This is a genomic window from Streptomyces sp. MAI_2237 (assembly GCF_054189285.1).
Genome location: NZ_JAJPGQ010000009.1, coordinates 1,238,738 through 1,250,897 on the forward strand (window position 1 = coordinate 1,238,738; position 12,160 = coordinate 1,250,897).

The 12,160-nt window shown below is 71.7% G+C and carries 13 protein-coding genes; 9 read left to right on the top strand and 4 right to left on the bottom strand.

From position 1 onward, the window contains the following. The first annotated feature begins 200 nt into the window (after nucleotides 1-200). The 5 genes from LN251_RS41070 (at nucleotide 201) to LN251_RS41090 (ending at nucleotide 7,050) form a co-directional block, all read left to right on the top strand. Nucleotides 201-2,114 (top strand): glycoside hydrolase family 127 protein, encoded by a 1,914-nt coding sequence (locus tag LN251_RS41070; RefSeq protein WP_458249222.1) that lies wholly within the window; start codon nucleotides 201-203, stop codon nucleotides 2,112-2,114. A gap of 53 nt (nucleotides 2,115-2,167) precedes the next feature. After that, nucleotides 2,168-3,394 (top strand): sugar ABC transporter substrate-binding protein, encoded by a 1,227-nt coding sequence (locus tag LN251_RS41075; RefSeq protein ID WP_458249542.1) that lies wholly within the window; start codon nucleotides 2,168-2,170, stop codon nucleotides 3,392-3,394. A gap of 7 nt (nucleotides 3,395-3,401) precedes the next feature. After that, entirely contained in the window at nucleotides 3,402-4,373 is a 972-nt protein-coding gene (locus tag LN251_RS41080) for a carbohydrate ABC transporter permease (RefSeq protein ID WP_404148138.1), read from the top strand. Between the two features lie 56 nt (nucleotides 4,374-4,429). Further along, the gene (locus LN251_RS41085) at nucleotides 4,430-5,191 is read left to right on the top strand and encodes a carbohydrate ABC transporter permease (protein WP_450710838.1); all 762 of its coding nucleotides are present in this window, start codon (nucleotides 4,430-4,432) and stop codon (nucleotides 5,189-5,191) included. A 110-nt stretch (nucleotides 5,192-5,301) separates the two neighbouring features. Next, on the top strand, nucleotides 5,302-7,050 hold the full coding sequence (locus tag LN251_RS41090) for an RICIN domain-containing protein (protein ID WP_458249223.1): 1,749 nt from the start codon (nucleotides 5,302-5,304) through the stop codon (nucleotides 7,048-7,050). 73 nt (nucleotides 7,051-7,123) lie between these two features. Here LN251_RS41090 and LN251_RS41095 read toward each other — a convergent pair whose 3' ends face one another. Next, nucleotides 7,124-7,597, bottom strand: coding sequence for a carboxymuconolactone decarboxylase family protein (locus LN251_RS41095; protein WP_458249224.1), 474 nt, complete (start codon nucleotides 7,595-7,597; stop codon nucleotides 7,124-7,126). 113 nt (nucleotides 7,598-7,710) lie between these two features. Beyond that, entirely contained in the window at nucleotides 7,711-8,406 is a 696-nt protein-coding gene (locus LN251_RS41100) for a type 1 glutamine amidotransferase domain-containing protein (RefSeq protein WP_458249225.1), read from the bottom strand. A gap of 122 nt (nucleotides 8,407-8,528) precedes the next feature. On the opposite strand from LN251_RS41100, the gene LN251_RS41105 reads away from it, so the two are divergent. Further along, on the top strand, nucleotides 8,529-9,485 hold the full coding sequence (locus LN251_RS41105) for a LysR family transcriptional regulator (protein ID WP_458249226.1): 957 nt from the start codon (nucleotides 8,529-8,531) through the stop codon (nucleotides 9,483-9,485). Nucleotides 9,486-9,500: 15 nt separating this feature from the next. Here the strand turns inward: LN251_RS41105 and LN251_RS41110 are convergent, their stop codons facing one another. Beyond that, nucleotides 9,501-10,361: a fructosamine kinase family protein gene (locus LN251_RS41110; protein ID WP_458249227.1), complete on the bottom strand. Its 861-nt coding sequence runs from the start codon at nucleotides 10,359-10,361 to the stop codon at nucleotides 9,501-9,503. Nucleotides 10,362-10,552: 191 nt separating this feature from the next. On the opposite strand from LN251_RS41110, the gene LN251_RS41115 reads away from it, so the two are divergent. After that, entirely contained in the window at nucleotides 10,553-10,846 is a 294-nt protein-coding gene (locus LN251_RS41115) for a hypothetical protein (protein ID WP_458249228.1), read from the top strand. A 30-nt stretch (nucleotides 10,847-10,876) separates the two neighbouring features. Here LN251_RS41115 and LN251_RS41120 read toward each other — a convergent pair whose 3' ends face one another. After that, complete coding sequence (locus LN251_RS41120) at nucleotides 10,877-11,383, bottom strand: MarR family winged helix-turn-helix transcriptional regulator (RefSeq protein ID WP_458249229.1); 507 nt, start codon at nucleotides 11,381-11,383, stop codon at nucleotides 10,877-10,879. Between the two features lie 161 nt (nucleotides 11,384-11,544). Between LN251_RS41120 and LN251_RS41125 the strand changes: the two genes are divergently transcribed. After that, nucleotides 11,545-11,682 (top strand): hypothetical protein, encoded by a 138-nt coding sequence (locus tag LN251_RS41125; protein WP_458249230.1) that lies wholly within the window; start codon nucleotides 11,545-11,547, stop codon nucleotides 11,680-11,682. 68 nt (nucleotides 11,683-11,750) lie between these two features. After that, on the top strand, nucleotides 11,751-12,158 hold the full coding sequence (locus LN251_RS41130) for an ATP-binding protein (RefSeq protein ID WP_458249231.1): 408 nt from the start codon (nucleotides 11,751-11,753) through the stop codon (nucleotides 12,156-12,158). The last annotated feature ends 2 nt before the right edge of the window (nucleotides 12,159-12,160 follow it).

The window sequence follows — 12,160 nt, forward strand, 5'->3', positions numbered from 1 at the left end:
GGGTCGACCGCGGCCCATGGTCGCAGGCGACGACATCGAGTGCCAACCCTGGGGAAACAAGAGAAACCTTACGCAGGAGCCTTGACCGGGGTCCCCCGCCTCCCCTCTACTCTTCGACGAGGAAAACGGTTGCTCAAACCGTTGCCCAGTCGCCGAGTCGCTCCCCCGCCCGCTCCCACGCCTTCCCCCTCCGGAGAGCCATGCCCCGCACCCCCTCCGCCCAGCGCCCTGCCGGCCCGATCCGGCTCGGCCCCGACGCGCGTGCCGCACTGCGCCCCGCCACGGCCCAAGTGGCCGACGGCTTCTGGCGGTCGCGGCGCGAGGTCAACGCCGGCACGTCCATCCCGCAGGGCCCCGGCCTGCTGGAGTCCGCCGGCAACCTGCACAACCTGCGGCTCGCGGCGGGCACGGCCGAGGGCGAGTTCCAGGGCGCGTACCCGTTCGTGGACACGGACGTCTACAAGTGGCTGGAGGCCGCGGCCTGGCAGCTCGCGCAGCGCCGGTCGCCGCAACTGGAGGCGGACGTCGACCGGATCGTCTCCCTGGTCGCCGCCGCCCAGCGGCCCGACGGCTATCTCAACACCTGGTTCCAGCTGGTCAAGGGCGGCGAGCGGTACCAGGACCTGCGCTGGGGCCATGAACTGTACTGCGCGGGACATCTCGTCCAGGCCGCCGTCGCCCACCATCGGGCCACCGGTCGCACCGAACTCCTCGACGTGGCCGTGAAGTTCGCCGACCACATCGACGCGGTCTTCGGCCCGCCCGGCAGCGGCAAGGAGATCGACGGCATCGACGGCCACCCCGAGGTGGAGACCGCGCTGGTGGAGCTGTACCGGGAGACCGGCGAGCGCCGCTACCTCGATCTGGCCGGTTACTTCGTCGACCGGCACGGCCACGGCCTGCTCGGCGGCGAGGCGTACTGCCAGGACCGGGTGCCGGTCCGCGAGGCGGACGACGTCGAGGGCCATGCCGTACGGCAGTTGTACCTGCTGGCCGCCGTCACCGACCTGGCCACCGAGACCGGCGAGCCCGAACTGCGGTCGGCCGCCGAGCGGTTGTGGCACGCCATGACCACCGCCAAGACCCACATCACCGGCGGGCTGGGCGCCCACCACGACTGGGAGGACTTCGGCGACCCCTACGAACTGCCTAACGAGCGCGCCTACTGCGAGACCTGCGCCGCGATCGCCTCGATCCAGTGGAGCTGGCGCATGGCGCTGCTCACCGGCGAGGCCCGCTACTCCGATCTGGTCGAACGCACCCTCTTCAACGGCTTCCTGGCCGGTGTCTCGCTGGACGGCGAACGCTGGCTGTACGTCAACCCGTTGCAGGTCCGCGACGGTCACACCGACCCGGGCGGCGACCAGTCCGCGCGCCGCACCCGATGGTTCCGCTGCGCCTGCTGCCCGCCGAACGTGATGCGCCTGCTGGCCGGCCTGGAGCACTGTCTCGCCTCCGGTGACGGCGAGGGCCTGCAGATCCACCAGTACGTCACCGGCCGCTACACCTCGGGCCCGGTCGTCGTGCGTGCCGAGACCGATTACCCCTGGGACGGCACGGTCGCCCTCACCGTCGAGGGCACGCCCACCGACCGCGCCTGGACACTGTCGCTGCGCATCCCGCAGTGGTGCCGCGACTTCCGGGTGCGCTGCGGCGAGGAGACGTACGACTCGCCCGCGGACGACGGCTGGCTGCGGCTGCGGCGGACCTGGGCGCCCGGCGACCGGGTCGTGCTGGAGCTCTCGATGGAGCCCCGGCTGACCGCCGCGGACCCGCGGGTGGACGCGGTGCGCGGCTGCGTGGCGATCGAACGCGGGCCGCTCGTCCACTGCCTGGAGCAGGTCGACCATCCCGGCGGCGGCCTCGACGACATCGTCCTGGACACCTCCCGCCCGCTCGCCGTCAAGCACCGGCCGGACCTGCTCGGCGGCATCACCACCGTGGTGGCCGCCGGGCGGCGGCGCCGCATCCCCGACCGGGGCTGGTGGCCGTACGCCTCTGCCGACACCGCTGCCGAACCCGACGGCGAGTCGGTGGAGTTGACCGCGATCCCCTACTACGCCTGGGCCAACCGCGAGGACGGCAGCATGCGCGTCTGGCTCCCCACCTCCTGACACCCGCCCTACGACAACGAGGTCACCCCGTGATACCCACCCGCCGTACTCTCATGGCGGCGCTCGCCGCCGTCGGCACCCTCGCCTCCCTCACCGCCTGCGCAGGGGGCTCCAGTTCGTCCTCCGGCTCCTCGTCGGGCGGGTCCGGGGGAACGTACGCCTTCTGGGACCCCTACCCCCAGTTCAACGCCTCCTCGGCCTGGGGAAAGCTCGTGACCTCGTGCGGGACGAAGGCCGGGGTGAAGCTGAAGCGGACCGCGTACGACACCACCGATCTGGGCAACAAGGCCCTGCTGGCCGCCCAGCAGGGCAACGCGCCGGACGTCATGCTCGTCGACAACCCGGTCGTCTCCACGCTGGTGGCGGCGGGGATCCTCAACAAGACCAGCGACCTCGGGCTGGACACGAAGTCGATCCAGAAGAACATCATCGGCGCGGGCACCCTCGACGGCGCCTCCTACGGGGTGCCGATCGGCGCCAACACCCTGGCCCTCTACTACAACAAGAAGGTCCTCTCCGCCGCCGGCGTCGACCCCGCGTCCGTCAAGGACTGGAACTCCCTCACGGCCGCGCTGAAGAAGGTCAAGGGCGCCGGCAAGAAGGGCATCACCTTCTCGGCGATCAACACCGAGGAGGGCAGCTTCCAGTTCCTGCCCTGGTTCTGGGGCGCGGGCGGCGATCTGACGAAGCTCGACTCCGCCAAGGGGGTCGCCGCGCTGTCCCTGTGGAAGCAGTGGGTCGAGGCGGGGTACGCGCCCAAGGACGTCCTGCAGAACACGCAGACCACCAGCTGGCAGGAGTTCGCCACCGGCACGTACGCGTTCGGCGAGAACGGCACCTGGCAGCTGGGCAACGCCGAGAAGGCGGGCTTCGACTATGGCATCATCAACATCCCCGCACAGAACGGCGGTTCGGCGCCGGTGCCGACGGGCGGGGAGTTCGTGACGGTGCCCGTGCAGAAGGACACCGGGCGCTACGACGTCAGCAAGAAGATCGTCACGTGTCTGACCAGCGACGCCAACCTGCTGCCGACCGACACGACGCTGCAGTACATCGCGCCCACGGCCGCCGTACAGGCGACACAGGTCAAGCAGAACCCGAAGCTCAAGCCGTGGGTGGACGCGGTGGCCGCGGCCCGCGGCCGGACCAGCGGCGGCCTCGGCACCAAGTACCCGACCATTTCCCAGCCGATGTGGACCGCCGTCCAGGCGGCGCTGTCGGGCGGCAAGAGCCCGCAGGACGCCCTGTCCACCGCCCAGCAGAGCGCGCAGAAGGGCTAGGCCCGGCATGACCATCGCCCGGGTCGACCGTCCGCGGCGGGCACCGTCCGCCGCGGCGGGGGCCGGCGGCGCCGACGCATCGTCCCTGCGCCGCCGTCATCGGCGCAGGAGCCGGCTGACCGCGCTCGCCTTCGTCACTCCGCTGCTCGCCTACCTCGCCGCCTTCTACGTCTACCCGCTCTACCGCAACCTCGACCTGAGTCTGCGCGACTACACCGTGCGGTCGTTCGTGGCGGGCGACGCGCCGTTCTCCGGCTGGCACAACTTCCGTACGGTGCTGGACGATCCGACGTTCGGCCCGGCGATGCGGCACACGATGGTCTTCACCTTCGTGTCCATCGCCTTCCAGTACGCCATCGGGCTCGCCCTCGCGGTCTTCTTCAACCGCCACTTCCGGCTCGCGCCCACCCTGCGCGCGCTGTTCCTGATCCCGTGGCTGCTGCCGCTGATCGTGTCGGCGTCGACGTGGTCGTGGATGTTCAACAGCGAGTCGGGGGTGGTGAACTACTTCCTGCACTTCCTCGGCGTGAGCCCGGTCGGCTGGCTGACCTCGCCGGACTGGGCACTGACGTCGGTGATCGTCGCCAACATCTGGATCGGCATCCCGTTCAACCTGGTCATCCTCTACAGCGGGCTGCAGAACATCCCCGCGGAGCTGTACGAGGCGGCGGCCCTGGACGGGGCGAGCGCCTGGCAGCAGTTCCGCCGGATCACCTTCCCGCTGCTGCGCCCGGTGTCGGCGATCACCCTGCTGCTGGGGCTGGTCTACACGCTGAAGGTGTTCGACCTGATCTGGATCATGACGAAGGGCGGTCCGGGCGACGCCTCCTCGACCCTGGCGACCTGGTCCTACCAGCTCGGATTCGGCACCCTGCTGCCCAAGTTCGGCCCGGGGGCCGCGGTCGGCAACATCCTCATCCTCATCGCCCTCGTCTTCGGGCTGCTGTACATCCGCGTCCAGAGGAGGCAGGAAGCGTGAAGTCCCCTTCCACCGGCCGCCGTCACACCGTCATCGGCGTCGTGCTGACCGCGCTCATGCTGTTCCCGGTGTACTGGATGGTGAACGTCTCCCTCACCCCGCAGCAGGACATGCGCAAGGACCCGCCCGACCTGGTGCCGCTGCACCCCACCTTCGAGGGCTACCGGGCCGTCCTGGACGACCAGTTGCCCTACCTCGGCACCAGCCTGCTGATCGGCCTGGGCACCGTCGCCCTGACCCTCGTCCTCGCGGCACCGGCCGGCTACTCGCTGGCGAAGCTCCGCCCGCGCGGGGGCGGCGGGCTGGGACTCGCCCTGCTGATCGCGCAGATGGTCCCGGGGATCGTCATGGCGATGGGCTTCTACGGCATCTTCCTGGACCTCGGTCTGCTCAACTCCTGGTGGGGGCTGATCGTCGCGGACTCCACCATCGCCGTGCCGTTCGGCGTCATGATCTTCACCGCGTTCATGTCGGGCATCCCCGGCGAGCTCATCGCCGCCTCCCGGATCGACGGCGCCGGCACCTTCCGCACGTTCTGGTCGGTCGTGCTGCCGGTCAGCCGCAACGCCCTGGTCACCGTGTCCCTCTTCAGCTTCCTGTGGGCCTGGTCCGACTTCGTCTTCGCCAACACCCTCGACGGCGGCGGCGACCTGCGGCCGATCACCCTCGGCATCTACCAGTACATCGGCAACAACAACCAGGAGTGGAACGCGATCATGGCCACCGCGGTGGTCGCGTCCGTGCCCGCGGCCGTCCTGCTGGTGCTCGCGCAGCGGTACGTCGCCGCGGGTGTGACGGCCGGCGCCGTCAAGGACTGAGCCGTTCCGTTCGTCGCCGGTCGTCCGCGGCCTCGTCGTGGTTGCTCGCGCAGTTCCCCGCGCCCCTGAAGGGGCGCACCCCCAACCGACTCCGTAAGGAGAAAGCTGTCATGAGCCGCTCAAGACCTGCCCCCGCACGCCTGACCGCACTGCTCGGCGCCGCCACCCTGACCGCGGCCGCGCTCGCCACCGCCTCCCCCGCCCAGGCGGCCCCCACCGCCGCCACCACCCTGGTCGTCGACGCCGCCCGGACCCTGCGCCCGGTCACCCATGTGGCGACCGGCAGCCTCTACGGCCTCGCCGACGCGAGCACCCCGGCCGACGGCCTGGTCACCCCGCTCAAGCCCAACACCTTCGTCCAGATGGCGCCGGGCGGCTCCCAGCTGCCCAACGGCGAGCCCAGGCCGGCCGGCGACGCCCTGGTGGTGGCCGCCAAGGCGGCGAGAGCGGGCGCCAAGGTGGTCGTCCGGATGCCGGACTGGTATCCGAACTTCCCCTACAAATGGGTGAGCTGGAGCGACTGGCTGTCGGCGGTGGACAAGCAGGTCGCCTCCGTGCAGTCCTCCGGCGCCACCGACATCGCCGCGTACGAGCTGTGGAACGAGCCCGACTGGACCTGGGACACCACCCACGCGGGCGCGTTCGACGCCGGCTGGGCACGGACGTACAAGGAGGTCCGCGCCAAGGACACCAAGACGCCCATCCAGGGCCCGAGTCACTCGGCCTGGAACCAGTCCTGGATGAGCACCTTCCTCACCGACGCCAAGGCGAGCGGCACGGTGCCGGACATCATCGCCTGGCACGAGCTGCAGGGTGCGCAGAACATCGGCGCGCACGTCTCCGCCTACCGGGCCCTGGAGTCGAGCCTCGGCATCAGCCCGCGCCCGATCGCGATCGAGGAGTACGGCACCCCGAGCGAGGTCGGCGTGCCCGGACCGCTGGCCGGCTACGTCGCCAAGTTCGAGCGGGCCGGCGTCCACGACGCCGAACTGGCCTTCTGGAACCACTACGGCACCCTCGGCGACACCCTCACCGACACCGGCGCCTCCCCCAACGGCTCGTACTGGCTCTACCGGTGGTACGGCGACATGTCCGGGAACATGCTGGTCACCACGCCCCCGGCGCAGACGGGCATCGACGGCTTCGCCTCGCTCAACGGCTCCGGCAACCAGGTCAGCGTGGTCACCGGCGGCTGCACCGGCTCCTGTGCCGTCACCGTCAACGGCCTGTCCTCGCTGTCCGCCTTCGGCTCCACCGCGCACGTCAGGCTGGAGTACACACCGTCCAAGGGCCGTACGACGGCAGTGTCCGGGCCGATCACCGTCTCGGACGCCGACTACCCGGTGACGAACGGGTCCGTAACCGTACCCGTCACGATGAACGCCTCCGACGGCTACCACCTGGTGATCACGCCCAGCGGCACCGCGACCTCGCTGGCCGGGCGCTACCAGATCACCAACAAGAACAGCGGACTGGCGCTGGACACCAGCGGCGCGGGCACCGCACAGGGCACCGCCGTCGTCCAGGCCGCCTCCAGCACGGGCACCGACCAGAACTGGACCCTGGTGGCCGCCGGAAACGGGCTGTACAAGATCCGGCAGCAGGCGAGCGGTCTGCTCCTGGGCATCACCGACATGAGCACCGGCGACGGCGGAACCGCGGTGATCTGGGGTGACAACGGAACGGCCGACCACCTGTGGCAGCTGATCCCGGACGGGGGCGGCTCCTACAAGATCGCCAACTACAACAGCGGTCTGCTGCTCGGCGTGAACGGCATGAGCACCGCCTCCGGCGCCCAGGTCCTGCAGTGGAGCGACAACGGCACGGCCGACCACCTGTGGAGGCTCACCTCACGGTGAGCCCCACCGGGGCGGCGCGGCCGAAGGCCCGATGCCGAGCGTGCGGTGCGCACGCTCGGCATCGGGCCCCAGGTCAGCCGAACTGGCCGGGCTGGTAGTCGCCGGCCGGCTGCTGCACGAGGACGTTGAACCGGTTGTACATGTTGATCAGCGCGATGGCGGCCACCAGAGCCGCCAGCTGCTCCTCGTCGTAGTGCTTGGCGGCGTTGTCCCACACCTCGTCCGGGACCCCGCCGGCCGCATCGGCGATCCGGGTGCCCTCCTCCGCCAGCTCCAGGGCCGCCCGCTCGGCCTCGGTGAACACCTTGGCCTCGCGCCAGGCGGCGACCAGGTGGAGCCGCTGCTGCGTCTCCCCGGCGGCGAGGGCGTCCTTGGTGTGCATGTCGGTGCAGAAGCCGCAGCCGTTGATCTGGCTGGCGCGGAGCTTGACCAGTTCCTGTGTCGCCGCCGGCAGCGTCGACTCGGACAGCACGCGGCCCGCGGAGTTGACGTACCGGAAGATCTTGGCGGCAACGGGGTTCTCGAAGAGGTTCAGGCGAGCTTCCATGGTCCGCTCCTGTGTCGTCGTCGGTTACACCTCATTGACGGAGCGGACCGACGGGATGTGACAGGGCGGAATGTGACCTGCGCCTCACCAAGTGGGGGTGCGGTGGCCGCGGTTCAGCCCAGCGCCTTCAGCAGTTCGGCGGCGAGCGGAGCAGAGGACGCGGGGTTCTGGCCGGTGACCAGGTTGCGGTCGACGACGACGTTCGGCGCCCACGGCTCGCCGGCCTGCACCTGCACGCCCGCCTCGGTCAGCCGGTCCTCCAGCAGCCACTTGGCCTTGTCGGCGAAGCCGGCCTGGGTCTCCTCGGCGTTGGTGAACGCCGCCACCCGGTACCCGGCGAAGGCGTTGGCGCCGTCCGCGCCGGTGGCGGCGAGCAGGGCGGCCGGGGCGTGGCAGACGACGCCGAGGGGCTTGCCGGACTCGAGGGCGGAGCTCAGGAGCCTGCCCGACTCGGGGTTGACGGCGAGGTCCTCCATGGGGCCGTGGCCGCCGGGGTAGAAGACGGCGGCGTAGTCGTCGAGGTCGACGTCCTCCAGCCGGATCGGGTTGCGCAGCTCGTCCGCCACGTCGAGCACGCCGGCGATCCGGTCGGCGTTCTCCTGGCCGCCGTTGACCTCGGCCGCGAGGCTGCCCTTGTCCACGGTGGGCACCACGCCGCCCGGGGTGGCCACGACGATCTCGTGGCCCGCGGCCTTGAACGCCTCGTAGGGGGCGACGGCCTCCTCGGCCCAGAAGCCGGTGGGGTGCAGGGTGCCGTCGGCCAGCGTCCAGTGGTCGGCGCCGGTCATCACGAACAGGATCTTCGACATGGTGTCTCTCTCGATGGTCGCCGGTGGTGGCCGTGCCGCCACCCGCGCGAGCGGATCGCCGGCACGGCGATGGTCTCGACCGTAACCTTCCCCATCCATTGGATTCCAATAGGCTCATACATATGAGGCATAGGGAGACCAATGGCCGGGAGGGAGCGGAGCAGGCGGGAGCCGCGGCGCTCGACCTGAACCTCCTGCGCACGTTCCTGGCCGTCTACCGCACCGGTTCCTTCACGGCCGCGGCCCGTCTGCTCGGGCTGTCGCAGCCGACCGTCACCACGCAGGTGCGCACGCTGGAACGGCAGTTGGGCCGGGAGCTGTTCGAACGGCAGGCCCGCGGGGCCTCCCCCGTCCCGTACGCCGACGAGCTCGCCTCCCGCGTGGTGGGACCCCTGGACTCCCTCGCCACGGTCACCGGCCCGGGGGGCGCGGGCGAGGACCGGCCGCCCGAGCCGGTGCACCTGGCCGGGCCGAACGAACTGCTGACCCGTTGCGTCCTGCCGGGCCTCGCGCCCCTCGTCGACCGAGGGGTCCGGCTGCGCATCACGCCCGGCCTGACCGAACCGCTCCTCGACGACCTCCGGGCCGGCCACTACGACCTGGTGATCGCGACCTTCCGGCCGCGCGGCCGGGCCCTTGCGGCGACACCTCTCACCGACGAGGAGTTCGTCCTGGTCGCCTCCCCGGCGTGGGCGGAGCGCGTCGGCGGCCCAGCCCGCGTCGCCGCCGACGGGGCCGCGGCGCTGCACGGCGTCCCGCTGATCGCGTACGCCGAGGACCTGCCGATCGTCCGCCGCTACTGGCGCCATGTCTTCGGCCGGCGGCTGGTGCGGCAGGCCGCGATCACGGTGCCCGACCTGCACGCGGTCAGGGCGGCGGTCGTCGGCGGCGCGGGCTTCACGGTCCTCCCCCGCTACCTGTGCGCCGCCGACCTCGGCTCCGGCGCACTGGTCCTGCTGCACGATCCGGACGACCCGCCGATCAACACCGGGTTCCTGGTGCAGCGCCCCGGCGCCTCGGCCAACCCGCACGTGGACGTCGTACGCGACCATCTCCTGCGGGCGGCACCGGACTGGTGAGCACCGGCTTCGCGGTCATCGCCGCAGAGCCGCTCGCGCCGTCGCCAGCGCCTGTTCGGCGTACCCGCGCCCGAACAGGACCGTGTGCACCAGCAGCGGGAACAGCTGGTGCAGTCCGACGCGGTCCTGCCAGCCGTCGGCGAGAGGCGCGGCTCGCCGGTAGCCGTCGAGGACGTCCTCCAGGTGCGGGCAGCCGAAGAGGTGGAGCATCGCCAGGTCGGTCTCCCGGTGCCCGCCGTGCGCGGCCGGGTCGATCAGCCAGGCGTGTCCGTCGGCACCCCACAGCACGTTGCCGTTCCACAGGTCGCCGTGCAGGCGGGCGGGCGGCTCCGCGGGACCGGCGAGTTCGGGGAGCCGTTCGCAGACGCGTTCCACCACGGCCGACTCGGCGGGGCGGATCGTGCCGCCGTCGACGGCGGAGCGCAGATACGGCAGCACGCGGTGCTCGGCGTACCAGCGGGGCCAGTCGGTGCCGGGGGCGTTGCGCAGGGGGGCGCGGCCGATGAACGCCTCCACGGGGCCGTCGGGCGGCGGCGCCCCGAACGCGGGGGCGCCGGCGGCATGCAGGGCGGCCAGCTCACGCCCGAGCGCCCGCGCCGCCGCGGCCGTCGGCCGACCGCGCGGAACCAGGTCCGTGACCAGCCAGTTCTCGTCGTACCCGTGGACCTCGGGCACGCGGACCGCGCCGGGCTCGGCGAGCCAGCGCAGCCCCGCCGCCTCGGCACGCACCGCGCCGGGCGCGTCGCCGTGCTTGACGACGACCGTCCGGCCGCCGTCCAGACCGACCTCGGTGAGCGCACCCGTGAGCCGGCGCTCACCACGCACCCCGCACCCGGTGAACCGCGCCGCGACCGCGCCCGGAGTCCACTCGCTCATGCGACGGCTCCGCACCCCGTCGTGGCGGGAGGCGTCCGGACGAGGTGTGTCACGCGGAAGCGGAAGAGGCGCACGAGCTCCAGCGTACGGACCGTCCCCCGCCAGGGACGGCCGGTCGTGCCCGCGGTCATGGCCCGCCCGTTCACGGGTACCCGTAGCGGTGAACGACCTCATCGTGAGGGGTGACTCACATGCTGTTCATCGGACTGCTCCTCCTCGGAGCCACCGGCGCCTTCACCGCTCTGGTGATCGCCGGCAACCTGTCCGGGGGGCCCGAGTACACCGTGTCGGTGCTGGGTCACCACATCGCCACGATGAACACGCTCGCCGTCTTCTGCTCCGGCCTGGCCCTCGCGCTCCTGTTCTGCCTGGCCCTGGCCATGATGAACGGCGCGATCCACCGCCGCCGCCGCAGGCCACGGACGTACGAGCAGGAGGAGACCACGCACCTCGACGAGATGCTGGGCCGGGACGCGCGCGCCTGAGGCCTGACGGCTGATGGCGCCGGGACATGTTCAGCGGCGCCGCCACGGCAGCGTCGCCGGGTCTGTCCCGGCGTTCTCGGCGCGGTGCAGGGCGTTGCTGATGGCCTCGCCGATCTCTGCGAACTGGCGGACCTGCTCCGGCGTCAGGGCGTCGAACACCGCCTGCCGGACGGCCTCCACGTGGCCCGGTGCGGCCCGCTCCAGCAGGGCCCGCCCCTCGTCCGTGAGGACGGCGATCTGGCCGCGGCCGTCGGCGGGGTCCTCACGCCGGTCCACCAGGCCGGCCTCCCGCAGCCGGTTCACCGCGTGGGTGAGCCGGCTGCGGGTGATCTTCAGCCGCTGCGCCAGCTCGGACATGCCGAGGGCGCCGTCGGGCGCCGCGGAAAGGTGGACCAGCAGGCTGTAGTCGGCGTGCGTCATGCCGGCGTCCCGGCGCAGCTGCCGGTTGAGATGGTCGGCGAGGAGGGTGGAGAAGTCGACGTAGGCCAGCCAGGCCCGTCGTTCCTCGGCGTCGAGCCAGCGTGGCGTCACGGACATGCGTTCACTCTAGCCAGCCGCCGTGCGGGGCCTCACTCATAGCTCGGCCCGGCGACGCACGCCTTTGTACCCGCGCGAGTCGGCCATTCTGACCACGCGCCGCCGACTCGTCCCGGCCGTCGACACCGACCCGTCCGCAGTCCGGCACCCTCCCCTACCGCATGCCGTCTGAGCTGCGCATCTTGTCGGCCGCCACGGTCTGCGACCGGGCGGCCGGCCGGGAGCGCGCCGAGATCCTCCGACGCTTCGCCGAAGGCCCGGAAATGGCCGGATTCCTTTGCGCGTCGTGGGCGCGGTGACGTTGATCTGCCACTGTGCGCTCTTCCAGTGGGGGGCTTTTTCGGCGTCGATCGGGGAGGAGACGCTCATGCTGAGACGGGAGGCCTTGCGGCTGCCCAGGCATCCGGCTTCGGTCGGCTTCGCCCGGCATCGGGTCCGGCAGCATCTGGCCACATGGGGCTACGCCGAGGGCGACAAACTCACGGAGGACGTCGTCCTGCTGGCCTCGGAGCTGGCCGCCAACGTCGTCCGGCACGGTCCCATACTGCAGCGGGAGTTCGAACTGTCGGTGACGGCACGGGCGGACGGCTCCTGCCTCATCGCCGTCTCCGACGCGAGCCCCGCGCAGCCCGTCCTGCAGTCCGCGCCCGGCTCGGACGACGAGCGCGGCCACGGTCTGCACCTGGTCGACCAGGTGGCGCGGACGTGGGGCGTACGGCACCGGGGGCGGTACGGCAAGACGGTGTGGGCGCTGGTGGGCGACACCGCACCCTGACG